This is a genomic window from Pseudidiomarina sp., from assembly GCF_048268165.1.
GTDB lineage: Bacteria > Pseudomonadota > Gammaproteobacteria > Enterobacterales > Alteromonadaceae > Pseudidiomarina.
Map to the genome: position 1 here is coordinate 204,695 of NZ_JBLWWA010000003.1, position 22,598 is coordinate 227,292.

Consider the following 22,598-nt stretch of genomic DNA (forward strand, 5'->3'; position numbering starts at 1 on the left):
ATTTATTGAAATTATAGAGCAAAAAATAAGTCTGTTAATGATTTATTTCGTATTTATCTAAAATAAGGTTCTAAATGCCGAAGTCATCATATCGAATATGCGCTTGCGGAACCCCTATTGCACGCAGCATAGCTTGCGTTGCTGCTAACATAGCAGGCGGACCGCAAACGTATACATCGAGCGATTTCACATCTTGTGTTTGAATCCAAGCCTGCGCAATTTCGTGAACAAAACCGCTCAGGCCACGCCAATGCTCATCCTGCTCAGATAAAACGGGGTGATATTGCAAGCGTTCTTCGCTTTGTAACGCCATAAACTCATCGTAATAGCAAAGCTCAGATTTATTGCGTGCACCGTAGAAGAACTGAATTGGACACCTTGGCTGTGCCGATTCCAATTCAGCTTGGATAAGTGCACGCAATGGTGCAATACCCGCGCCACCGCCGATAAACACTTGTCGACGCTCATTCGCCGCTTCATTGTTGAGCAAGAAGTCGCCCATAGGGCCCATCGCATCTATCGTATCGCCAGGTTTCATGCTGCATAAATAAGTTGAACCAAGTCCAGGCTGACAACTCGTATTCGGCGCTGGCATTTTACGCACAGTGAACGTCAGTTCCGGTTGTCCTGGTGCAGTTGCGAACGAATAGTTTCGATGCAACACCACGGCTTCATTGCCGGTACTGCACGGAATAAGAAACTGCATAAACTGTCCAGCTTGATAGTTGAAGCCCGATTCCGTTTGAGGCAGAAACGTCAGTTCATTGATGCTCGGGGTTAAAACGCGATTATGCACAAGCTTAAGCTTAATCTGACGCGCGTCGGTTGCAGCAATATCAACCTCGTGGCCCTTGCTGATACGATGTTGACAGCTTAAGCGCAATCCATCACTCAGATCGGATTCGGTCAGCATGGCGCGATCGTTTTTCGTGGGGCTGGGCACTACGCCGCGAAAACGCACTTTACACAACCCGCACGTTCCGCCCCCGCCGCATGCGCTTGCAATTGGCTGCTGCTGCGCTTGGTAAAACTCTAGGTAAGTTTGCTTACGGCGAGGATTCATATCACCGCGCGCAAGGTTACGCCCTAACAAGATCAAACCTGACAAAGTAAACCAGAGTGTTACAACACCCGCACTGACAATCAGTAGATGGTTAAAATTACGCTCGCCGCTGTAGTCCATAAAGTGCAACTTGAACGCCCAGTCGGCTAATAACCATGGGGTATTGCGATGATCAATCACTGTGCCCGAAGCTGCGTCGACATAAATCCGTGTATTTAAATCGTCACGCATATCAACGCGATAGCCCGGCTCACGCCAACCGTTAACTTCGCTACTTCCTTCGGTAAGTGGGGTGACGCTTTCAATCGCCCCTGGGCCTGAATAGGTTGCTCGTGCCAAGCTAGCCGCCATGGCTTCCGAGGTTGACCACAGCTCACCCGTCGTTGCATCAAGGTAGCTAACGCCATCAAGATGCGTCACCACGTATTGCGGAATCCCACCGACGGTGCGTAAATCAACACCGCTGATACCGGAAAATTGGTTTGCTATCTGCGGCCAGTCAATTGTTTGCGAAGAGGTTAGCGGCGCATGACTATGGTCCATTTGGTGATATTGATGGCCCGACATCGCATGATGGCCTTGCAGTGAAAAATAGAAGCCGCTGATTATCCACAACAACACTTGAATAATAATAATCAGACTCGTCCATCGATGAAGCCATTGTAAAAAGCGCATCATGCTGAACCCTCCGTGGTGGTTTTCAGTGTCGGCTTCGGCTTACGCAAGGTGTAAACCAACAATACAGCGCCAGTCATCAAGAAAATAAAATTGGCTATAATAAACCCGCGCAACAACCAACTTTCAATATCCACTCGCTCTTCGTAATCCATAATGTGCAACATCCACATAATATCGAAACCACGCCAAAAGGTGTGACGCTTGGTTACTAGTTCGCCGGTTGATGGTGAAAAGTAAAGGCTGGTGCTACCAAAGTCATCGAAATCTACCCGCCACACCGGCAAGTGATCAGGGTTAAGCTCACTTGGAGGGTTTTCGGTTAACCATTGCACTCGGCTTGCTGGCTGCTCACCCAATGCATACATTTTTTCCGCAATAGCTTGTACGTCTGACTGGCTAAGCTCAACGACCGCTAAGCTTTGCGCATCAACGAGCTCAGCCATACCATGATGGCTAATGCGATACACGGGTTGCCACTGATGATTTAACCACTGTGACGTAAGTTGAATCTGCGATGCTTCCGGATAAGCCTTTAAGACATCATTGAATGGCGCCACGTGGTTCGCATGTTGGATCACAGCATCATGCTGGTGAACCAAGTGATCACCGTGAATAAATGGTAATTTAAAGAAAACCATGTACGCGCCGCTGATACTCCAAACTACCATTTGTAAGCCGACAATCAACGCCATCCAGCGGTGCCACACACGCCAGCGGCTACTGGCTATTTTTACGGCCATAAAACTCTCCACAAAATTCTATAAAAAACTGCGGGAGAGCCTAAGCCCTCCCGCAATTAAACGTCCAGGGTTAGAACGTATAACGCATTTTAACGAACAACTGACGCCCCAAGAGGTTGTATGTCATGGTATCAGTGTTCGCATCAGTCCAGCTTTGTATAAATGGAGGTTTCTTATCAAATACGTTGTTAATACCACCCACTAAGCTCATATTTGAATTAACAAAATAAGTGCCTTGTACGTTGTGGTAGAACACGCTTGGTGCATGGTCACCTACATCGCCTGGTGCCGCATTGATATCATCTGCGCCGCCAATATACTGAACACTCCAATGTGCCTGCCAATGGTCATGGTCAACCGTTACCGAGGCATTTGAGCGCCAGTTGGTGTAACTACCGCTGCCACCGGTGATCTTCCCAGCATATGCGATAGGTGTTCCGCCAGCGAATGGCGTAACGGTATATTCATCTAAATAGCTAACTGTCCAGTTCATGGTTGTTGCGAAACCAGAAAGATCCGTTTTATAGAATACGGCCGCATCGACACCCGACACTTCTTCCGTTGCTGCATTCGTTGGCTGTGCCGAGAGAAAGTTAATCTCGCCCGTTAAACTGTCCCGGGTGAACTGACTGTCGTTACAGAACGGATGCGATAGGTTTTCTGAGTTGTAACATACCGATAACTTGGTTGACCCAGGAATACGCTGAATCGCGTTCTCGATGTCAATTTTATAATAATCGACGGTGAACTGCAGATTATCTGCAAATGGCGCATCCCATACCACTCCAGCGGTAAAGGTTTTGGCATCTTCCGGTTCAAGGTTTGGATTACCGCCAACCGTTGTCAGTACAGTTGAGCCTAATTGGGTATACCCAGATGGCACGCCAGCAGCTTGGCAGTTTGCTGCTACAGTTGAATCTTTTCCAGGTTGATCCCAGCCGTCACACGGGTCAGTTGTGGTTAAGTTACCTTCAGCCACACCACCAAATAATTCAGGAATATTCGGTACACGAAACGCTGTAGAACGGGTTGCACGAAACTTCAATGAGTCATTGAGTTGCCAATGCAGGCTTGCTTTATAGTTACCGTCACTTCCAAAGGTATCGTAATCACTGTAACGGTATGCCAGCTCTAAGTTAACATCCTTCGCAAAGGCCTTATCGGATAACAACGGTAGCGCAGTTTCGACATACACCTCGTCAACGCTATAGCTGCCATCAATTGGATCGGCCTGGTTGGTATTCATAACGCCAGCAACAACCGCTGAATCTGGATTACGCCAGCCCTTCTCTTTGCGATGCTCAATGCCAAACGCGACTGGCACGTAACCAGAAGGCAGTTCAAACAAATCGCCAGTAATGCTCGCTGTAATTGAGCGCTGCTCGTTACCACCCTCGGAATCAATACGGAACATAATATAATCAACCGCATCTTGGCCAAAACCGCCAAAACCAAGTAAGTCGAGGCATGGAATGCCTGCATCTCCGCATTGGTCAGGGTCAATAGCGCGATTCAGTCGCTCCATATTAGCGATATTAGTTGCACCATCAATGCCTGAAGTACGACCGAAGTTGTAAGCAACTTCCCAATTCCAATTCGCGGCAATAGTGCCATTTAAGCCACCCACAAAACGCCAAGTGTTCACGTCTTGGAAGAATTCACGAGGTCCGGCTTCAAGCAAGCGGCGACTATCTAAACGAATAGTCTCGCCAGTCGGATTGTCCGGATGATCAACAGCATACTCAATACCACCAACTGTTCCTGAAGTCGCTAACTGGTTTGAGCGGCGATTGTTGTAAAGGACTTCGACAAACCCGTAGGTATCACCTGTTAGGCGATAGTCTGCAAACGTTGAGAAGTTCCAGTTAGTAATTGGGTTAACTGAATTCAGTTGAGAAAAGAAATCAAAGTTATGCTTGGCTGGGTCGTACGCCTCATAGAAATCGCTGTCACCACCTGGTTCTTGATTAAAGTTGATACGGCTGCCAGCATCAGGCCCAGTTAATATTGTTGCACGACCGCCAATGGTGCTTGAACTGCCGAAACAACCTAGCTCGCCTGGAGAAACTTCAGCTAATGCACAACCGGCTTGCTCTTGCATGTTGTAGGCATCACTTGAACGGTAGCCCACGGTACCCACAATTCGGGCACGATTCGTACTTGCACCAAATACCGTATTAATCGCTCTTTCTTCGGCATCACCGCTGTCGGTGGCACCAATGCGAGCGTCAACTGAAAAACCTTCATAGCTTTTACGCGTAATAATATTCACCACGCCAGCAACGGCGTCAGCACCATAAATAGCTGACGCACCATCTTTAAGTACTTCAATGCGCTCAATCATCTCAACAGGAATCATATTCAGGTCAACACTGCTGTTCGCACCGGTACCGCCGTTGACGACACGGCGACCATTAAGAAGAACCAGCGTGCGGTTAATACCTAAACCACGTAAGTTGACCTGCGCGGTTCCCCAGCCATTACTGGTCCAGTAAGCGTTGCTTTGCCCACCAGCCGCGCCTGCTGAAGCTGACATGCGCTGTAAAATAACCTCTAACGAGTTCACACCGGAGTTTTCAAGATCTTCCGCTGTGAAAACTTGAACGGGCGCGGCACTTTCAGCTTCGGTGCGCTGCAATCGCGAACCCGTTACGGTCACGCGCTCTACTTTTTCTTCTTCAACTTGTTGTTGGGTGTCTTGAGCTATGGTTTGAGTTGGTAATAGCAACGCAGTTAGTGCGGTTGCCACACCTGATAAGGCGAATTTGTTCATGGTGTCCCCTGAATATATTTTCATTGTTATTGAGTGTGGTCGTTATTGACAAACCCGACAGCCCAACTGAGTTGTCTATACATCTACAACATAACTAGTTTTTGTAAGCTGTAAAGTGGAAAATATCGCAAGTTGTCTATTTTTAAGGCATACAGCGTGGTTGTATAGTCAACTTGGTAGGCGATGAATGGCGGTTTAACTTGTTATTTTCTGCGAAAATTTCGTAAGCCTAGGGGGGCACGAAAAAAAAGTTGTCGAACTATGCATTAAATTACAATGAATAGAACCAACCATTAAGTGAATAGTTATTCGCGCTAACGTTAACGTAAACTCAGCTCTGCCGAAAATCATTACGTTGTTATTGTGAAATCGGCGACTCTTTGCGAGAATTCAGCATCGAATTAACCATTTGTGAGCCTCATGTTCTTATTAATTGTCTTTGCATTTATTGCTGTAGGCATCTCGTTTATCTGCTCCATTCTTGAAGCCGCTTTATTGTCTATTACCCCAAGTTATGTTGCGCAGCTTCGTGAGCAACGCCCCAAGTTGCACGCCAAACTGGCTAAGCTCAAAAACAATATCGACCGCCCACTGGCTGCAATTTTAACGCTCAATACCGTGGCACACACGGCTGGCGCGGCGGGTGTGGGTGCGCAAGTTGGCGTGGTGTTTGGAGACGGCTATTTGGCTGTGGCTTCGGCGGTTATGACCGTGCTTATTTTGGTGCTTTCAGAGATTCTACCCAAAACTATTGGCGCGAAATTCTGGCGCCAGTTAGCGCCTGTTTTGCCAGGTATTTTGAATTTCTTAATCAATAGCCTGCTGCCGTTCATTTGGCTATCTGATCAAATCACCAAACGCATTGGTGGTGAAGAAAACATCGACGTACGTTCAGAAATTAAAGCGTTGGCAATTCTGGGGCATGAGCAAAAATTGATCGACACCGACGAGCGCCGTGTGATTGGTAATATTCTCGACTTGCACACCATTCGTGTTCGCGACGTGATGACGCCACGTACGGTATGTGAATCGGTGCGTCCTGATGAGACTATCAGCGAATTCTTGTACCGCGCCAAATCCATGCCCTATTCGCGCTTTCCGGTGATTGATGCTGACGAAGTTCCGCACGGGATTATTCTACGTAACGAGGCATTAGAAGCGGAAACCGATAAAACCGTCAACCAATTGAGCCGCAACGTTGAAGTGGTGAGTGAAACTGTCAATGTTGAGAAACTCATGACGCTGCTGATTCAGAAACGCCAACACATGGCCTTGGTATTCGACGAACACGGCACATGGATGGGTTTGGTGACGCTAGAAGACATTATTGAAACCATATTGGGGCAACCAATTATGGATGAAACCGATACCATTCCGAGTCTACGCCGTTACGCGCAACAGCGCTGGGACAAGCGCCTCAAGCAAGAAGAGCCACCCGAAGACGCTTAACAAAAGCGTTCTCTGAGCCCTCTCGCAGGTTACTTCACGTAAAAAAGCTAGCGTGTGAGCGGCTGCACGCGTATAATACGCCGCTATTTTAACCAATGGTGGACCACCACCCGCGGTGCTCTACTTTTGGGTACACACCTCGCGTTTTAACAGGCTTTATCAATGACAATTCAAGCAACAGAACTTTCCAAGCTGCGTAATATTGCAATTATTGCGCACGTTGACCATGGCAAAACAACCTTGGTTGATACCCTTCTGCAGCAATCGGGCACGCTCGAAAGCCGCGGTGGCGCTGAAGAGCGCGTCATGGACTCCAACGATCTTGAGAAAGAGCGTGGCATTACCATTTTGGCGAAAAACACAGCGGTAAACTACAACGACTACCGTATCAACATTCTGGATACTCCAGGCCACGCCGATTTCGGCGGTGAAGTTGAGCGTGTTATGTCAATGGCTGACTCAGTATTGTTGGTTGTTGACGCGGTTGACGGCCCAATGCCACAAACCCGCTTCGTAACCCAAAAAGCGTTTGCTCACGGCTTGAAGCCAATTGTTGTTGTGAACAAAATTGACCGTCCGGGCGCACGCCCTGATTGGGTTGTTGACCAAGTATTCGATTTATTCGACAACTTAGGTGCAACCGACGAACAGCTCGACTTCCCTGTGGTTTACGCATCAGCGTTAAACGGCTGGGCGACACTTGATTACAACAACGTAACCGACAACATGACCGCCTTGTTCGAAACCATTTTGGACAAAGTGTCACCACCTGATGCTGACCGTGACGGTGCGTTGCAGATGCAAATTTCACAGCTTGATTACTCAAGCTACGTGGGCATCATCGGTATCGGTCGTATTAAGCGTGGTACCTTAAAGCTTAACCAGCAGGTCACCATTGTGGGTGCTGATGGCTCGAAACGTAACGGCAAAGTAGGCCAGATTTTTGGTTACTTGGGTCTTGACCGCATTGAAACCGACCACGCAAGTGCCGGTGACATTGTTGCGGTAACCGGTTTGGGTGAATTGAAAATCTCTGACACCGTGTGTGCAGCAGGTGCTGTAGAAGCACTGCCAGCGCTAACCGTTGATGAACCAACCGTAACCATGACGTTCCAGGTAAACACCTCGCCGTTTGCCGGTAAAGAAGGTAAGTTCGTAACTTCGCGCCAAATTCTTGAGCGTTTGCAACAAGAATTGAGACACAACGTAGCGTTGCGCGTTGAAGAAACTGACAACCCTGATCGCTTCCGTGTTTCAGGCCGTGGTGAACTGCACTTGGGTGTGTTGATTGAAAACATGCGTCGTCAAGGTTTCGAATTGGCGGTGTCTCGTCCAGAAGTAATTTTGAAAGAAGAAAACGGTGTAACGCTTGAGCCGTTTGAAAACCTGACCATTGATATCGAAGAACAGCATCAAGGTTCAGTCATGGAAAAACTCGGCATCCGTAAAGCGGAAATGACCAACATGACCCCAGATGGTAAAGGCCGTGTCCGTATCGACTTTACCGTTCCAAGCCGTGGCTTGATTGGGTTCCAAACTGAATTTATGACGCTCACTTCAGGCTCTGGCTTAATGTATAAGACCTTTGACCATTACGGCCCGCATAAAGGCGGCAAAATTGGTCAACGCGTCAACGGTGTCTTGATCTCAAATGCCACCGGTAAAGCGTTAACTTATGCACTTTTCAACTTGCAAGAACGTGGCAAGTTAATGACTGCTCACGGTGATGAAGTCTACGAAGGACAAATCATTGGCGTTCATAACCGTGGTAATGACTTAACCGTGAACTGTCTGAAAGGCAAGCAGCTAACCAACGTGCGAGCATCAGGAACGGATGATGCATTGACCTTGTCACCGCCTATTCGCTTAACCCTTGAGCAAGCACTTGAGTTTATCGATGATGATGAGCTGGTGGAAATCACGCCGAAATCGATTCGTATTCGCAAGCGTTTACTCACTGAGAACGACCGCAAGCGCGCTGGCCGTAGCAGCAAAGACGATTAATTTTTGCTGAGCCTTAGCTCAATCTTACGTACCAAAAAAAGAGCACCTTTTCAGGTGCTCTTTTCATATTAGTCGCTTCTGTTTTTCTTTTCGCGACGTTTTTCTTTTAGCGTCTTCTGTGGTTTTTTCTTCTGCTTCTCTTTACTCATGACTACTCTCCTCATCAGTTGAGTGCGATTAAGCACCAGTGGCTTTCACTGGCACGAACAGTGACTGTGAATACCGCGCCCAAGGGCACTGAAAGCAACGCCAACCCCATAGGAGAAAGGTAAGAAACTTTTCCTTGTGTGGGGTTGGCACTGCTTGGCTCGACCACGGTAAAACGCAAAACGGCGGGCGCGTTATCACAGTGGGTTTGACGAATCACCACCGACGAACCTACGCGCACGCGTAAGCTCATGTTCGAACGGGGTAATTCGGCAAGTTCTAGGCGTTGAAAAAGCTCCGCCAAAACCAAGGGATCGTGTAAAACGCGATACTGCTGACATTGGAAAATACGATGGTTAAAACATTGCGATGAGTCACAATGACCCAATACACGCGCAAGCACGGCTTTTCTCCTACCGAACTAAAACACGAAAATTAAAATATGGTTTTTTGGGAATACAGACATGTGCCGACTGCAGGAATGCAATCGGCTTAATTTGGAAAGGTGAGCGCGGTACTCAAAATTGAATAATCGTACTTAAACATGGTGGTCCTCTTAATCTGGAGGCAACCATAGCCCTTCGCGATCGGAAAGGCAAGCTGAATAAGCTAGGGAAAGTTTTAGAGCAATTTAGACTGCGGCAACACAAAATAAAACACTGAAAGAAAGTGTAAAACGCTGCCCACCAACACGAATAGATGCCAAATAGCATGGTGAAAGCGCAGCGATTTCCATACATAAAAAATAACGCCAACGGTGTAAGCTAGGCCGCCAGCCAGTAGTAACAATAAACCGCCAGTTGCGACATTTTCAAGCATCGGCTTAATCACGATCAACGCCATCCAGCCCAAGCCCAGGTAAAGGCTCAGCGACAACCATTTTTTACGATCGGCAATAGCCAGTTCGAGCACCACACCAATAATCGCGATGCCCCATACCACGCCGAGCAATGACCAGCCCCATGCACCGCGCAGACTGATCAACGCAAACGGGGTGTAGGTGCCGGCAATAAGCACGTAAATGGCAGCGTGGTCCATTTGCTGAAAGAACGCCTTTACGCGCGGCCATGGGAACGCATGATAAAAGGTGGATGAGGTGTAGAGTAGAATAAGACTGGCACCGTAAATGCTGGCGCTGACCACATGGTAAGTGTCGCCATAGCTAATCGCCCACACCAACATAAACACCAAACCAACAATAGCAGCTATCGCGCCAACACCGTGGGTAAGCGCATGCGCCACTTCTTCTGCTACGCTGTAACCTTCTGAATTACTCACAATTCATTCCCACCTATTCTTCGCCACGCTCTGGGGTGTAATGCCCCTTACTGATATTCTCGAGCGCTTTCATAAAGTTTTCAAACTGACGCTCGTTGTCATAGTCCAAATGATACTTGTTATGAAACTCAAGTCGCATTTTTACACCTTGCCCTTCCAAGTACACCGTATACCCATCAAAATCGGTATAGCCGGTTATACCCTCAAGGGTTCGACGCCCTTCGTCGTCCACTTTGCCGTACTCATGGATGGTTTCAAACGCATCAAGCACGAGCCGTTGGTCAATATCATTTTTCATAGTCGACCTCCTTCCTATATAAGAGACTTCTACAGCATAACATCGTTTATTCGTGTAATTGTTGATCTTTCTTCAAACAAACATACATACATGCATGTTTGTTTAATTTCGATTATAATACAACCACTACTACGTAATGAGGTGACTTGTGGTTCGTCGTACAAAAGAAGATGCTTTAACAACGCGTGGTGAGCTGCTTGATGCGGCCGAGCGCTTGTTTAGTGAAAAAGGTGTGTCCAGCACATCGATGAACCAAGTTGCGGAAGCTGCCGGGGTAACACGCGGTGCCATTTATCATCATTTTCAAAACAAGCTCGACTTAATCGACGCGCTAATGGAGCGCGTGCGCCTGCCCGTTGATGAAATGCGTGATGAACTGGCGCAAACCTATCAAGGTGACCCTATTTCCTTGCTTCGCGCTCGTTGCCTGCACATTATTGGCCAAGTGCAGGACGATCCGCACACTAAAGCGCTGGTGAATATATTGCTGCACAAGTGCGAATACGTTGACGACGCCTTGCCGATACATCTACGTCATTTAGGTGGCCGTAACGCCTGCATTACAGAGTGCATTTTGTTGACCGACAAAGCCAAAACTCAAGGTTTAGTGGACGAAAAGTACGATTCGAAAGCAGCCGTTATTGGGCTATTTAGCCTGGTCGACGGTTTGCTGTACAACTGGCTGCTTGATCAAGATTATTTTGACCTGTCACAAACAGCCACTCAGGCTATTGATACCTACCTAGCAGGGTTAAAACCACGCGGCGCGTAACCTGTATTGCGGTTAATCGCCCTGGCGCAAAAACGCTCGGATTTGTTCTTCATCAAAGTCGTTAATCGTTTGTGCGCTTGCCTGTGGGCAACTTAAAAACATAGGGGCCACCCAACTTTGCACCGCGCCCATAACCACCATCAGGTGAGTCATGGCGCGCATGGCACCCAACCGTCCCGGCGAGGCGCCTGCTAACAACACATTTTTACCAACCCAAGGGTTTTGTTCTAAACGGGTGGTCCAGTCAATGGCGTTTTTTAACAGCGCCGGAATCGAGCTGTTGTACTCTGGTGTCACAATGACAATTTTGGTGGCATCGGAAATAGCGGTTGCTAGTTTTTGCGTGTTCGACGGTACACCGTTTTCTTGTTCATCGTCGCCGTTGTAAATAGGCGCGTCCAACTCTTCTGCGGCAAACACGTAACATGCACGGCCGTCCGCCTCTGCGACATCAGCGATGCGTTGCTGTAGTTTTCGGTTGAGTGATTCGGTACGGCTGCTTCCTGCTAAAATAAGTACGCTCACTTACGAGCCCTCCTGCATAGATTCAATAAAGGCATTGGATTCTTGAATTGCGGTTTCCATTTCACGAATCAATACGTCAACATCGCTGCTCAAACTGCGGTACTCACCTCGAATAGCGTCCACAGCTTTAGCGTTCAAATTGTGTTTTAAGTACAGCACGTTGTCTTGCAATTTGGACAAAACGGGATCCATGGTGGCCGCAGCACGTTCCATGCTTTGCAACAAACTGGTGTAACGGCGCTCGGTTTCACGCAGTGAGCGCTCACTTTCCCGGCGCATTGCGTCATTACTGTACAGTTCCAGTTCATCTTGCCATTCATCAAACAGAGCTTGGGCAACGTCATCAATGGCTTCGATGCGATCATAAACGCGCTCGGCTGCACTTTTGCTGCTTTCGTAGTCGTCATTCAGCGCGTTGTAACGCGCCTCCAATTCGCCACCATCGAACTGCAACAGCTCGTCTAAGCGTTGCAGGGCAGACTTAAATTCTTCCTGAGCATCAGACTGCGCGTCGCGCGCATCATCAACCCGGCCAACGAGAATATCGCGTTTGTGTACGCCTACTTTTTCCATGGCGCCGTAGTAAGCACTTTGACAGCCAGTAAGTACTATGGCTATTGCAAGTGCCCCTACCAAGGTTAATAGCTTACGCATAACCACTCCTTCGCTTATTTTACAGGCCGATGCCTGAACTTATCAGCGGTCAGTATAGCTTAATAGGGTAAAGCCGAACCATCCCAATGCCAAAATCCGCCTGAATTTTCAGCAGTTAGGTTGTGAATTACCGCCGCAATGCGCGCTGCTGACTGCTCAGGCGTGTACAACTTCCCTGCTGGTAAGCGTTGTTGAAATGGCTTCGATAGCTGAGTGTCGGTGGTGCCAGGGTGAATTGCCGCAATGCATAATTGTTTGTGAGTTCGTTTTAATTCAATCGAGGCAGTTTTAAGCAGCATATTCAAAGCGGATTTACTTGCACGGTAACTGTACCAACCGCCAAGGTAATTGTCAGTGGTACTGCCAACCTTGGCGCTAAGCTGCGCCCAAACACACGGGGTTTTATTCGGTAACACTGGCAACAATTGCTGTAACAGCAAAATCGGCAGTACCGCGTTCACATGAAAGGTGTGCTCTAACTGTTCAAGGTTCACGTCAGCAAGGCGCTTCTCAGGCATAAAGCCGTTGGTGTGCAATAGACCAAGCGTGCTAATCACCACGTCGGGCTGCTGCAATTGCGGGCGAATGGCTTGCAAACTTTCCAAACTATAATCGGCTACGGTGAACCACTGGCCCGGCTGATCGCTTAGGTGCTGCCTACTTAATGCCTGCACCGTAGCGCCTTGGGTCGCGTAATAACGCACCAACGCCTGGCCCAAACCTCCGCCCGCACCAATCACTAATACCTGCATGACACGTCTCCGAAAGGGTATTGCTGACGCAATCCTTTATTGGCTAACAAATTAGAACAAGGTATGTTGTTTACGCAATTTACTGGGTTTGGGATTATAGTGGTGGCATAAGTTGCACCAAAATGAGGGTACGATGACCGAAGAATCTGCGGAACAATCAGCTCAAGAGCGCTGGTTAGAGCGCGCCCGCAAGGCTTGGCGCTTTTTAAAATATTACGGCAAACGCTGCTTGGATGACCGTGTAACTATTGTTGCTGGGCATTTAACCTTTGTCAGCATGCTCGCGCTGGTGCCGTTGCTGGTGGTGATGTTCTCGGTATTTTCTGCGTTTCCTATGTTTGAGCAGCTTAAAGAAGAGCTCGAAAAATTATTGTTTGCCAATTTACTTCCTACCTCGGGCGAGGTGATCAGCGAATACCTTGATCAGTTTGTCACCAATGTTTCGAAAATGACCACTGTTGGGGTGATTTTCGTGATTGTGGTGGCGGTGAACTTAATTAGCACCATTGATGCCACCATGAACCGCATTTGGCGCAACCACAAACGCCGCCGCATGGTTGTAGCCTTGGCCGTATATTGGATGATTCTAACCCTTGGCCCGCTATTAATGGGCTCGGGCATGGCGGTTACGTCTTATGTGATTTCATTAACAGCTGTGGCCGAAGAATACGTGTCCGGTTTGCGTACTACGTTGTTAAGTATTGTGCCCCTGCTGACCTCGTTGGTTGCCTTTATGCTGTTGTACATCATGATGCCAAACCGTATAGTGCGCGCCAAACATGCGTTTTGGGGCGCGTTACTCGCGGCTATTTTATTTGAGCTCAGCAAAAGCGGCTTTGCTGCCTACATTACGGCGTTTCCAAGTTACCAAGCCATTTATGGCGCATTGTCAGTGATTCCAATTTTGCTACTGTGGATTTTTGTGTCCTGGAATATTGTGTTACTTGGCGCCGAATTAACCGCCAGCATTGAGGAATTTTTTGACCCGCCAGAAACGGGCGAAGAACAAATAAAAGAAGGCACTGAATGAAAGCATTGATTCAACGCGTTAGCGAAGCATCAGTGACAATTGCTGGCAAGCGCGTGGGTGAAATACAGCAGGGGCTATTGGTGTTACTGGGCATTGAACGCGACGACGGTTTAGACGATGTCACCAAGCTGGCGAACAAAGTCGCAAGCTACCGTGTGTTTGCGGATGCCGACGACAAAATGAATTTAAGCGTGCACGATATTGCTGGTGGCGTGTTGGTGGTTTCACAATTTACCCTGACGGCGGATACCAACTCGGGCCGTCGCCCAAGTTTTTCGTCAGCGGCACCGCCGGACCACGCCGAACCACTTTATCGTGCGTTTGTGAGCGCACTGCAACACCAGGGCATCACGACCGCTACTGGCGAATTTGGCGCTGATATGGCCGTCGCGCTGGTCAACGACGGACCCGTCACCTTTATGTTGCATTCAAATAACAAGGGCTAAGCATGTATCGTGTTATCGCACCGGAAACCCCGGAACAATTTGCAACCTATTATGATTTACGCTGGCGTGTTCTGCGCGAGCCTTTTCAGCGCCCACGCGGCTCAGAACAAGACGAATATGACCAAGTCGGCATTCATCGCATGGTGGTCAACAGTGCCGGCCAAGCCGTTGCGGTGGGCCGCCTGCACTTTAATAGCCCCGATGAAGGGCAGATTCGGTTTATGGCCTCGGCGCCTGAGCACCGTGGCGCAGGCCACGGCGTGGCGATTGTTTATGAATTAGAAAAAGTTGCGCGCGCAGAGGGTGCTAAGCACATTGTCATTAATTCACGCGACAACACATTAGGGTTCTACATTAAGTGTGGTTACGAAGTGGTGGAAGAAGGTGATCGCGTTAAAAATCCACAAGCGGAACATCAATTACGTAAAACGTTGACCGAATTCAACCGGATTATCTATCGACCAAGCTGGTGTGCTGAACTGCAAAAAACCTGGCATGAAGAAATTCCAATTTCCGAAACCATGGGCATTCGCATTACCCAATACACTGGGCGCGACTTTGAAACAACGGCCACGTTATCGCGCAACATCAATGTGCACGGCACCATGTTTGCTGGCAGTATTTATTCGCTCGCCACCTTGACGTGCTGGGGGTTACTGCATTTACAATTGCGCGAGCGCGAACTTGAAGGTGCAGTGGTATTGGCCGATGGGCAAATTCACTACCATAAACCAGTAAGCCGTGAACCACGCGCAGTAGCGCGCTTATCCGCAATGACCGGCGACTTGTCGGCGCTAACGATGGGAAAAAATGCACGGGTTACTTTAAAGTCACAAGTATTTGACGGAGATAAACCAGTCGCCGAATTTACCGGCCAGTTTGTTGTGCTAGCCAAAAACGAAAAATAAGAAGGACGTTAACATGAGTGATTCTTTATCCGCCCAGCAGTTGTTACGTATTCGCAGTAAACTTGAAACCATCGTGACGGAGCAAGCCGGCACTCGCCGCGCGGACCATTGCGAGGCCGCTTTGCAACGCATGCGCAGCGGCGAATATGGGTATTGCGTGGAATGCGGCGAAGAAATCTCCGCCGCACGGTTGGCCGCTAAACCTGAAGTGGCTTTATGTGTCGACTGCCAAGCACTGAAAGACGAAGAAGAGGACGCTTAAGCGTCCTCAAGCACTGCCCCTTCCTGCACGAGATTGTGCAAGCCACCTTGCTCAATCAAATCTGCTATCGCTTTGATATCCGGCGCAAAGTAACGGTCTTGATCATAAAAACTTACTTGCGCGCGCACCCGCACATGCGCTTCTTCAATCGCAGCCGCTGCAGTTAGTGGACGGCGGAAGTCGAGCGCCTGTGAAGCTTCCAAAAGCTCTATAGCAACAATGTCACGAATATTGCGCGCAATGTCGGTCAACCGACGTGCGGCAAAGGTTGCCATGGACACATGGTCTTCTTGATTGGCAGACGTCGGTAAACTATCTACCGATGCAGGGTGCGCTAAGGTTTTATTCTCTGAGGCAAGTGCTGCTGCGGTAACTTGCGCCAACATAAAGCCTGAATTCACACCGCCGTCGTTCACCAAAAATGGTGGCAAGTTACTTAAATGATGATCGATAAGCAGCGCACTGCGGCGCTCTGACAGCGCACCAATTTCACTGGCTGCAATGGCCAAAATATCGGCCGCCATAGCCACCGGTTCGGCGTGGAAGTTACCACCTGAAATGATGTCGCCATTGTCGCTGAACACCAATGGATTATCGGTAACACCGTTAGCTTCACGAACCAGTATTTTGCTGGCGTGCTGCATCTGATCAAACACTGCACCCATTACTTGTGGCTGACAACGCAGTGAGTATGGGTCTTGTACCTTTTCACAGTTCTTGTGATTGGCACCAATCTCCGAACTTTCGCCCAGCAAATTACGGAAGGTTTGTGCTACAGCGATTTGCCCCGGCTGGCCGCGCACGGCGTGAATGCGCGCGTCAAACGGTGAGCGCGAACCCATTGCGGCTTCTACCGCCATCGCGCCAGTCACTAGCGCAGCATTGAAAACGCGCTCAATTTGGAACAAACCATGCAGCGCTAACGCGGTGGATGCTTGCGTGCCATTGAGCAACGCCAAGCCTTCTTTTGGCGCTAATGCCCCTAGCGGTTTCAAACCAGCTTTGGCCATGCCTTCCACGGCAGGATAAATTTTCCCGTCAACACGCACTTCGCCTTCACCAAGCAGTGGCAACACCATGTGCGCAAGTGGCGCCAAATCACCCGACGCACCTACCGAACCTTTACTTGGCACACATGGGTACACTTCATGGTTCAGCATGTCGGTAAGCGCATCAATAACTTGGCGCCGCACACCTGAAAAACCACGGCTAAGCGAGTTAATTTTTAGTAGTAGCATCAGCCGCACTACGGTGTCGCTCATGAGTTCTTGCGTACCAGCGGCATGCGACAACACAATGCGTCGCTGCAAATCTTCAAGTTTTTCTGGCGGAATACGCGTGTTTGCCAACAAGCCAAAACCGGTATTAATGCCATACACCACTTTCCCGGTAGCAAGCACGTTCGCAACGGTTTGATGCGAGCGTGTAATGACTGTATCCGCGTCAGCATGTAAGCTCAACTGGTATGGTTGTTGCCACCATTGGCGTAATTGACCAAGTGACAGCGTACCGGGTTGTAATTCAAATGCGTTGCTCATGACTTGCCCTCCAACATTGGTAAGTCGAGACCTTGTTCGCGTGCGCAGTTTTGTGCAATCTCATAACCGGCGTCTGCGTGACGCATCACGCCAGTACCTGGGTCATTCCAAAGCACTCGGCTTAGCCGCTGATCAGCAGCGTCTGTGCCATCTGCAACAATCACTACACCCGAATGCTGCGAGTAACCCATGCCAACCCCGCCACCATGGTGCAAGCTTACCCACGTAGCCCCGCCTGCCGTATTTAGCAGTGCGTTTAATAATGGCCAGTCAGAAACCGCATCGGAACCGTCCAACATGCTTTCGGTTTCGCGGTTCGGGCTCGCAACTGAGCCGGAATCAAGATGATCACGGCCAATGACGATCGGCGCTTTGAGCTCGCCGTTTTTCACCATCTGGTTAAAGGCACGTGCAATGCGCGCGCGGTCTTTTAAACCAATCCAACAAATACGTGCTGGCAACCCCTGAAAACTAATGCGCTCGCGCGCCATGTCTAACCAGTTATGCAAATGAGGGTCATCCGGAATCAGTTCTTTTACTTTGGCATCGGTTTTATAGATGTCTTCTGGGTCACCGGATAACGCAACCCAGCGGAACGGCCCAATGCCTTCGCAGAACAACGGGCGAATATAAGCGGGTACGAAACCCGGGAAGTCAAAGGCATTATCGACACCCACATCTTTCGCCATTTGGCGAATGTTGTTGCCGTAGTCCAGCGTGGCAGCGCCGCGCTCTTGCAGGGTCAACATAGCGCGCACTTGCACGGCCATGGATTCTTTTGCAGCACGCACTGTTGTTGTTGCGTCAGTTTCTTGACGCGCTTGGTAATCAGCGAGGCTCCAGCCTTGTGGCAAGTAGCCGTGTAGCGGATCATGTGCCGAGGTTTGATCGGTTACAACATCTGGGGTTACGCCCCGTTTAACCAGTTCTGCAAAAACGTCCGCGGCGTTGCCAAGTAGCCCAACAGAAATGGCACGGCCGTCACTGCGGGCTTGCTCGAGCAACTCCAGCGCTTCGTCCAGTGACGTTGCTTTGTAATCAAGGTAGCGGGTACGTAAACGAAAATCGATTCGTGTTTCGTCCACTTCCACAGCCAACATACTGTAGCCAGCCATAGTGGCTGCTAATGGCTGCGCACCACCCATGCCACCTAAGCCACCGGTGACAATCCAACGGCCTTTAGTGGTGCCATTAAAATGTTGGCGCGCAACGGAGACAAAGGTTTCATAAGTACCCTGTACAATGCCTTGCGAGCCAATGTATATCCACGAACCTGCGGTCATTTGGCCGTACATCATCAGGCCTTGTTTATCGAGTTCGTTAAAATGCTCCCAGTTTGCCCACTGTGGCACCAGGTTTGAATTTGCAATCAGTACCCGCGGCGCATCTTCATGGGTTGGGAACACCCCAACCGGCTTACCCGACTGCACCAACAAAGTTTCGGTAGGTTTCAGGCGCTCCAATACTTCAACAATCTTGTCATAGGCTTCCCAGCTGCGTGCAGCCCGGCCAATGCCGCCGTAAACAACCAATGCTTGTGGGTGCTCGGCAACTTCATCGTCGAGGTTGTTCATAAGCATGCGCTTTGCCGCTTCAATCTGCCAATTAGCAGTAGTCAGCTTGCTGCCGTGGTCGGCACGGATTTTTCTACTTTTATCTAAACGGGTAAAACTCATAACCTTGTCCATCCTTACAGCTTAAGGCTTAAATGTTAAATGCCCACCCAGCACAAAGCGTGAGCCTGGGTGGGTTAGAATTGCGTAGGTCACCACGCCCGCGTCACTCCAAGTGCGGCGAATAATTCGCAAACATGGCTCGGGCTTGGCTAAATCAAGCCACTCACAAACGTGAGCGCTAGGGGTGACCGCTTCAATTTGATGACTCGCTTCGGTAAGCGGTGCCGAAGCACTTAAATATTCATGGGGAGTAATGTAGGTAAAATCTTGGCGCAAATAATCAGCAGCCACAGCTGGGTTCACGTAGCGCTCTTCAACCTGCACCGCCAAACCATTTTCAAAATGGGTTATAACCGAATAAAACACGGGGCTATCAGGCTCTAGCGCCAATTGTTCGGCAACCTGTAAACTGGCTGGCACTTGCTTCAGCACATGCACATGGGCAACATAATCATGGTTGCGGGCACGAATTTCGTCTGCAATGTTGCGAATTGCCATAAACGAGGTTTGTGATTTAAGCGGCGCAACGTAAGTGCCAGAACCCTTGCTACGAATCACTAACCCTTCGTCGGCGAGCTCTTGCAGCGCACGGCGAGCCGTCATGCGACTTACTTTAAACTGCGTCGCTAGTGCATTTTCAGAGCTTACCGGATGATTTTCCGGCCATTCTCCGGTCGCAATTTTGCTATAGAGATGCTGCTTTATCTTGGAAAATTTCATAGAAATCCTCACTGCGAGTGACACTGTCGACTACTTACTGTCGAGAGTTCTTAGATTGTGATAAAGTGTAGGCATATTGAATTGTATATACAAGTAGTCGCGGGGATATTTTTATGACAACGCCTTTACAGCGCATTCACAACGTGCGCCTCGCTACCATGACAGATGCCGGTTACGGGCTCATTGATGACGGTGTGGTGGTTTTTGATCACAACCAAATTCATTACGCGGGTTCGCGTGCTGAAGCGCCCGAGTACCCACAGGCAGAACAAATTGATGGGCACGGTGGGTTGCTGACCCCAGGCTTGATTGATTGCCACACGCACTTAGTCTGGGCTGGCTCACGTGCCGATGAATTCGCCCAACGCTTGCATGGCGTCAGTTATGCCGATATTGCCGCTCAAGGTGGTGGCATAGCGGCAACCGTCCGCGCAACGCGTGCCGCCACAGAGCAACAATTAGCGGAAGTGACCACGCCGCGACTGCAAGCTCTGATGCGCGAAGGGGTAACAACCGTTGAAATCAAGTCAGGCTATGGTCTTAGTCTTGCTGACGAGCGCAAGCAGCTGCGTGCGGCACGGCAACTTGCGGTGCAACACCCAATAAGCGTTGCAACCACGCTGTTAGCAGCACACGCCGTACCGCCCGAATTCAAAGACCGTGCAGATGCGTACATTGATGAGGTGGTAAATTGCATCATTCCTACGCTTGCCAAAGAAGGCTTAGCAGATGCTGTTGATGCATTTTGCGAATCGGTAGGGTTCAACCCCGCGCAAACAGAGCGTGTATTCCAAGCAGCCAAAGCCGCTAATTTACCCGTTAAATTGCACGCTGAACAATTAAGTAACCAGCACGGTAGCGCGCTTGCAGCACGCTATCAGGCACTTTCGTGTGATCATTTAGAATACCTTGATGAGGCTGGGGTAAAAGCAATGGCGGCAGCTGGCACTGTGGCGGTATTGTTACCTGGCGCGTTTTATTTCTTACGTGAAACCAAACAACCCCCACTTGCGCTTTTGCGGGAGCATGGTGTACCCATTGCGATTTCGACGGATGCAAACCCCGGCACATCGCCAATTTTAAGCTTGCAGCTGATGTTACAGATGGCCGCAACGCTGTTCCGAATGACACCAGAAGAATGTTTACGTGGCGTAACCGTAAACGCAGCAAAGGCTCTTGGGCTGAATGACCGTGGGCAATTACGCGAAGGCTTACGTGCTGATTTGTGCTTATGGGATGTCGATGACCCAGCTGCGCTTACCTACCAGTTCGGAACCAATCCGTTGGTAGCATGCTGGCATCACGGTGCGCGGCGCTGAAACCCATGCAAGTAAGCAAGTACTAACTCACTCAGCAATTGAGCACAGGCCATATCGCCGGCTTCACGGCCGGCAGGGTGCAAGCTCGGTGCTGCTTCGGCCAAATGCAGGTAGCGGGTGCGCGGCAAGCTCGCGAGTTTCTCGACTAGGCTATACGCATTTGCTACCGGTAATCCATTGAAGTTTATGGCACTGGCAGGAACACCGTGCAGCGCGTCTACGTCAATTTCAATTCCTAATGGTACGTGCCAAGCTTCGGCTTTTGCCGCCGTTGCCTCAAGCTCTAACGTCCAATCAGTGCAATAGAGTTCGTGAACACTGCGATATGTAAATTCTGCATCAACCAGTTGCTTTAAACTTTCGGCGTTGTTTTTCCCTTCATGCAAGCCCACTACATGATAATGCGCCAAGGCCCCATCCATATAGGCATAGCTAAAGCCGTTTCCGCTGTGGCGACCTTCGCGAGCGCGGAAATCAGCATGTGGGTCAAGATTCACTGCTCCAACCGATTCGCCTGATGCTTGTTGCAAAGCAGTGAGCAACGGGTATGCATTATTATGCCCGCCACCAATAAGTATCACATCAAAGCCGCCTTCAAACAGCGGCAACAGAATTTGACTGACACGCTGATCTAAACGTTCACAGAGTTCACGCAATAGGGCTAACTCGCCGCTGTCGCTGTTACGCAGAGCATCGCCTTGCTGCTGTAAATCATCGCACTGCACCTGACCGACCATCAGTAATTCATGGTCGGCGATCATCGGATTCGACTGTAATGCCAGCAAGCCTTTCAACGCTGCCCCAAACGCATGTTCAGCGCCGCCACGGCCTAGATTTGCGCGTGGCCCAATGGATTCGGGCACGCCGACGATGGCAATGCGTTGACCATTCTCCCAAGCCTGCTGGATCGCCTGATGATAGGCGTGTATATCAGCAATTTCAGGTAGGCAGTTGACGGTTTGACCGAGGCGAACCTCGCCGCTACGGGGTGTTACCCACGCAGCGGCATCTATCGGAGTTAGAAACATAACAGATTATTCAATATCAAGCGGCTCTGGAGAAATAATGATACCCGTACTGTCCGCATACAAATGGTCTTCGGGTAGGAAAGTTACGCCGCCAAAGTTTACCGCAAGGTCCACTTCGCCGATGCCGTCATTGGCTGCACCAACCGGAATTGAAGCAATCGCCATAACGCCCAAATCGAGCTCGTCGATAGCATCAACGTCGCGCACGGCGCCGTAGCAGATGATGCCTTCCCAGTCGTTTTCAAACGCTAAGTCAGCTACCGCAATATCAACCAACGCACGCCGGGTTGAACCGCCGCCATCGATTAACAATACTTTGCCGGTACCTTGCTGCTGCACCACTTCTTCAATGATGCCTTTGTCTTCGAAGCACTTCACGGTGACTAACTGACCGCCGAACGAAACCCGACCGCCGTAATGGATGAACATAGGTTCAACCACATCGACCATGTCAGGGTATAAGTCGCAAAGTTCTGACGTGTTGTATTCCATTGCCGTACTCCATACTGTGACTTAACGTCTTGAATGTTAAGCCACA

Annotated in this window: 22 protein-coding genes; 8 read left to right on the plus strand and 14 right to left on the minus strand. The window is 49.5% G+C overall.

The genetic code is table 11. The annotated features are described in order from the left end of the window. Window positions 1-70 precede the first annotated feature (70 nt). The 3 genes from ACN0UY_RS09275 to ACN0UY_RS09285 all read right to left on the minus strand — a co-directional run bounded on the left by ACN0UY_RS09275 (window position 71) and on the right by ACN0UY_RS09285 (window position 5,254). A complete protein-coding gene (locus tag ACN0UY_RS09275) occupies window positions 71-1,741 on the minus strand; it encodes a PepSY domain-containing protein (protein ID WP_417666460.1) in 1,671 nt (556 codons plus the stop codon). Then, entirely contained in the window at window positions 1,738-2,481 is a 744-nt protein-coding gene (locus ACN0UY_RS09280; protein ID WP_417666462.1) for a hypothetical protein, read from the minus strand. Before ACN0UY_RS09280 ends, ACN0UY_RS09275 begins: the two co-directional genes overlap by 4 nt. Window positions 2,482-2,551: 70 nt before the next feature. Beyond that, a complete protein-coding gene (locus ACN0UY_RS09285; RefSeq protein WP_417666464.1) occupies window positions 2,552-5,254 on the minus strand; it encodes a TonB-dependent receptor in 2,703 nt (900 codons plus the stop codon). Between the two features lie 420 nt (window positions 5,255-5,674). On the opposite strand from ACN0UY_RS09285, the gene ACN0UY_RS09290 reads away from it, so the two are divergent. Together ACN0UY_RS09290 and typA are read left to right on the plus strand one after the other, a co-directional pair. Next, window positions 5,675-6,703 (plus strand): CNNM domain-containing protein, encoded by a 1,029-nt coding sequence (locus ACN0UY_RS09290; RefSeq protein ID WP_417666466.1) that lies wholly within the window; start codon window positions 5,675-5,677, stop codon window positions 6,701-6,703. Between the two features lie 162 nt (window positions 6,704-6,865). Next, complete coding sequence (gene typA / locus ACN0UY_RS09295) at window positions 6,866-8,707, plus strand: translational GTPase TypA (RefSeq protein WP_417666468.1); 1,842 nt, start codon at window positions 6,866-6,868, stop codon at window positions 8,705-8,707. A 163-nt stretch (window positions 8,708-8,870) separates the two neighbouring features. On the opposite strand, the gene ACN0UY_RS09300 is transcribed toward typA, so the two are convergent. The 3 genes from ACN0UY_RS09300 to ACN0UY_RS09310 all read right to left on the minus strand — a co-directional run bounded on the left by ACN0UY_RS09300 (window position 8,871) and on the right by ACN0UY_RS09310 (window position 10,430). Beyond that, complete coding sequence (locus ACN0UY_RS09300) at window positions 8,871-9,257, minus strand: GreA/GreB family elongation factor (protein WP_417666469.1); 387 nt, start codon at window positions 9,255-9,257, stop codon at window positions 8,871-8,873. Between the two features lie 218 nt (window positions 9,258-9,475). Next, complete coding sequence (gene trhA / locus ACN0UY_RS09305) at window positions 9,476-10,132, minus strand: PAQR family membrane homeostasis protein TrhA (RefSeq protein ID WP_417666471.1); 657 nt, start codon at window positions 10,130-10,132, stop codon at window positions 9,476-9,478. A gap of 13 nt (window positions 10,133-10,145) precedes the next feature. Next, the gene (locus ACN0UY_RS09310) at window positions 10,146-10,430 is read right to left on the minus strand and encodes a DUF3081 family protein (RefSeq protein WP_417666473.1); all 285 of its coding nucleotides are present in this window, start codon (window positions 10,428-10,430) and stop codon (window positions 10,146-10,148) included. Between the two features lie 148 nt (window positions 10,431-10,578). Between ACN0UY_RS09310 and ACN0UY_RS09315 the strand changes: the two genes are divergently transcribed. Next, window positions 10,579-11,202, plus strand: a complete 624-nt coding sequence (locus ACN0UY_RS09315) for a TetR family transcriptional regulator (protein ID WP_417666475.1) — start codon at window positions 10,579-10,581, stop codon at window positions 11,200-11,202. A 12-nt stretch (window positions 11,203-11,214) separates the two neighbouring features. On the opposite strand, the gene ACN0UY_RS09320 is transcribed toward ACN0UY_RS09315, so the two are convergent. From ACN0UY_RS09320 to ACN0UY_RS09330, 3 genes are read right to left on the minus strand one after another with little or no spacing between them, the layout of a single operon-like run. Next, window positions 11,215-11,727: an NADPH-dependent FMN reductase gene (locus ACN0UY_RS09320; RefSeq protein WP_417666477.1), complete on the minus strand. Its 513-nt coding sequence runs from the start codon at window positions 11,725-11,727 to the stop codon at window positions 11,215-11,217. Next, window positions 11,728-12,381, minus strand: coding sequence for a DUF2959 domain-containing protein (locus ACN0UY_RS09325; protein WP_417666479.1), 654 nt, complete (start codon window positions 12,379-12,381; stop codon window positions 11,728-11,730). It abuts the gene before it with no gap. Between the two features lie 59 nt (window positions 12,382-12,440). Continuing rightward, window positions 12,441-13,133 (minus strand): SDR family NAD(P)-dependent oxidoreductase, encoded by a 693-nt coding sequence (locus tag ACN0UY_RS09330; RefSeq protein ID WP_417666481.1) that lies wholly within the window; start codon window positions 13,131-13,133, stop codon window positions 12,441-12,443. 133 nt (window positions 13,134-13,266) lie between these two features. Here ACN0UY_RS09330 and ACN0UY_RS09335 point away from each other — a divergent pair, with 133 nt between their 5' ends. The 4 genes from ACN0UY_RS09335 to ACN0UY_RS09350 are packed head-to-tail and all read left to right on the plus strand — an operon-like array spanning window position 13,267 to window position 15,779. Next, window positions 13,267-14,163, plus strand: coding sequence for a virulence factor BrkB family protein (locus tag ACN0UY_RS09335; RefSeq protein WP_417666483.1), 897 nt, complete (start codon window positions 13,267-13,269; stop codon window positions 14,161-14,163). Beyond that, window positions 14,160-14,609, plus strand: a complete 450-nt coding sequence (gene dtd / locus ACN0UY_RS09340; RefSeq protein WP_417666485.1) for a D-aminoacyl-tRNA deacylase — start codon at window positions 14,160-14,162, stop codon at window positions 14,607-14,609. Before ACN0UY_RS09335 ends, dtd begins: the two co-directional genes overlap by 4 nt. Before the next feature lie 2 nt (window positions 14,610-14,611). Continuing rightward, a complete protein-coding gene (locus ACN0UY_RS09345; RefSeq protein WP_417666487.1) occupies window positions 14,612-15,517 on the plus strand; it encodes a YiiD C-terminal domain-containing protein in 906 nt (301 codons plus the stop codon). A 13-nt stretch (window positions 15,518-15,530) separates the two neighbouring features. Continuing rightward, entirely contained in the window at window positions 15,531-15,779 is a 249-nt protein-coding gene (locus tag ACN0UY_RS09350; protein ID WP_128352635.1) for a TraR/DksA family transcriptional regulator, read from the plus strand. Here the strand turns inward: ACN0UY_RS09350 and hutH are convergent. Genes hutH through hutC form a run of 3 tightly spaced genes read right to left on the minus strand, consistent with a single transcriptional unit; the run spans window position 15,776 to window position 19,713 of the window. Continuing rightward, window positions 15,776-17,317: a histidine ammonia-lyase gene (gene hutH, locus ACN0UY_RS09355; RefSeq protein ID WP_417666489.1), complete on the minus strand. Its 1,542-nt coding sequence runs from the start codon at window positions 17,315-17,317 to the stop codon at window positions 15,776-15,778. The two genes, ACN0UY_RS09350 and hutH, sit on opposite strands and share 4 nt — an antisense overlap. Continuing rightward, complete coding sequence (hutU, locus tag ACN0UY_RS09360; RefSeq protein ID WP_417666491.1) at window positions 17,314-18,993, minus strand: urocanate hydratase; 1,680 nt, start codon at window positions 18,991-18,993, stop codon at window positions 17,314-17,316. The genes hutH and hutU overlap by 4 nt, the downstream gene beginning before the upstream one ends. 21 nt (window positions 18,994-19,014) lie before the next feature. Beyond that, on the minus strand, window positions 19,015-19,713 hold the full coding sequence (gene hutC / locus ACN0UY_RS09365) for a histidine utilization repressor (RefSeq protein WP_417666493.1): 699 nt from the start codon (window positions 19,711-19,713) through the stop codon (window positions 19,015-19,017). A 113-nt stretch (window positions 19,714-19,826) separates the two neighbouring features. On the opposite strand from hutC, the gene hutI reads away from it, so the two are divergent. Beyond that, the gene (hutI, locus tag ACN0UY_RS09370) at window positions 19,827-21,032 is read left to right on the plus strand and encodes an imidazolonepropionase (RefSeq protein ID WP_417666495.1); all 1,206 of its coding nucleotides are present in this window, start codon (window positions 19,827-19,829) and stop codon (window positions 21,030-21,032) included. Here hutI and ACN0UY_RS09375 read toward each other — a convergent pair. Next, window positions 21,014-22,060, minus strand: a complete 1,047-nt coding sequence (locus tag ACN0UY_RS09375; protein ID WP_417666497.1) for a formimidoylglutamase — start codon at window positions 22,058-22,060, stop codon at window positions 21,014-21,016. The two genes, hutI and ACN0UY_RS09375, sit on opposite strands and share 19 nt — an antisense overlap. Before the next feature lie 6 nt (window positions 22,061-22,066). Then, window positions 22,067-22,552 (minus strand): ribonuclease E activity regulator RraA, encoded by a 486-nt coding sequence (gene rraA / locus ACN0UY_RS09380; protein ID WP_417659183.1) that lies wholly within the window; start codon window positions 22,550-22,552, stop codon window positions 22,067-22,069. Window positions 22,553-22,598 lie beyond the last annotated feature (46 nt).

Excerpts from the sequence above, each read along its gene's own strand:
- ACN0UY_RS09275 (WP_417666460.1), bottom strand. The coding sequence starts at position 1,741 with ATGATGCGCTTTTTACAATGGCTTCATCGATGGACGAGTCTGATTATT.
- ACN0UY_RS09280 (WP_417666462.1), bottom strand. The coding sequence starts at position 2,481 with ATGGCCGTAAAAATAGCCAGTAGCCGCTGGCGTGTGTGGCACCGCTGG.
- ACN0UY_RS09285 (WP_417666464.1), bottom strand. The coding sequence starts at position 5,254 with ATGAACAAATTCGCCTTATCAGGTGTGGCAACCGCACTAACTGCGTTG.
- ACN0UY_RS09290 (WP_417666466.1), top strand. The coding sequence starts at position 5,675 with ATGTTCTTATTAATTGTCTTTGCATTTATTGCTGTAGGCATCTCGTTT.
- typA (WP_417666468.1), top strand. The coding sequence starts at position 6,866 with ATGACAATTCAAGCAACAGAACTTTCCAAGCTGCGTAATATTGCAATT.
- ACN0UY_RS09310 (WP_417666473.1), bottom strand. The coding sequence starts at position 10,430 with ATGAAAAATGATATTGACCAACGGCTCGTGCTTGATGCGTTTGAAACC.
- ACN0UY_RS09325 (WP_417666479.1), bottom strand. The coding sequence starts at position 12,381 with ATGCGTAAGCTATTAACCTTGGTAGGGGCACTTGCAATAGCCATAGTA.
- ACN0UY_RS09330 (WP_417666481.1), bottom strand. The coding sequence starts at position 13,133 with ATGCAGGTATTAGTGATTGGTGCGGGCGGAGGTTTGGGCCAGGCGTTG.
- ACN0UY_RS09335 (WP_417666483.1), top strand. The coding sequence starts at position 13,267 with ATGACCGAAGAATCTGCGGAACAATCAGCTCAAGAGCGCTGGTTAGAG.
- dtd (WP_417666485.1), top strand. The coding sequence starts at position 14,160 with ATGAAAGCATTGATTCAACGCGTTAGCGAAGCATCAGTGACAATTGCT.
- ACN0UY_RS09345 (WP_417666487.1), top strand. The coding sequence starts at position 14,612 with ATGTATCGTGTTATCGCACCGGAAACCCCGGAACAATTTGCAACCTAT.
- ACN0UY_RS09350 (WP_128352635.1), top strand. The coding sequence starts at position 15,531 with ATGAGTGATTCTTTATCCGCCCAGCAGTTGTTACGTATTCGCAGTAAA.
- hutH (WP_417666489.1), bottom strand. The coding sequence starts at position 17,317 with ATGAGCAACGCATTTGAATTACAACCCGGTACGCTGTCACTTGGTCAA.
- hutU (WP_417666491.1), bottom strand. The coding sequence starts at position 18,993 with ATGAGTTTTACCCGTTTAGATAAAAGTAGAAAAATCCGTGCCGACCAC.
- hutC (WP_417666493.1), bottom strand. The coding sequence starts at position 19,713 with ATGAAATTTTCCAAGATAAAGCAGCATCTCTATAGCAAAATTGCGACC.
- hutI (WP_417666495.1), top strand. The coding sequence starts at position 19,827 with ATGACAACGCCTTTACAGCGCATTCACAACGTGCGCCTCGCTACCATG.
- ACN0UY_RS09375 (WP_417666497.1), bottom strand. The coding sequence starts at position 22,060 with ATGTTTCTAACTCCGATAGATGCCGCTGCGTGGGTAACACCCCGTAGC.
- rraA (WP_417659183.1), bottom strand. The coding sequence starts at position 22,552 with ATGGAATACAACACGTCAGAACTTTGCGACTTATACCCTGACATGGTC.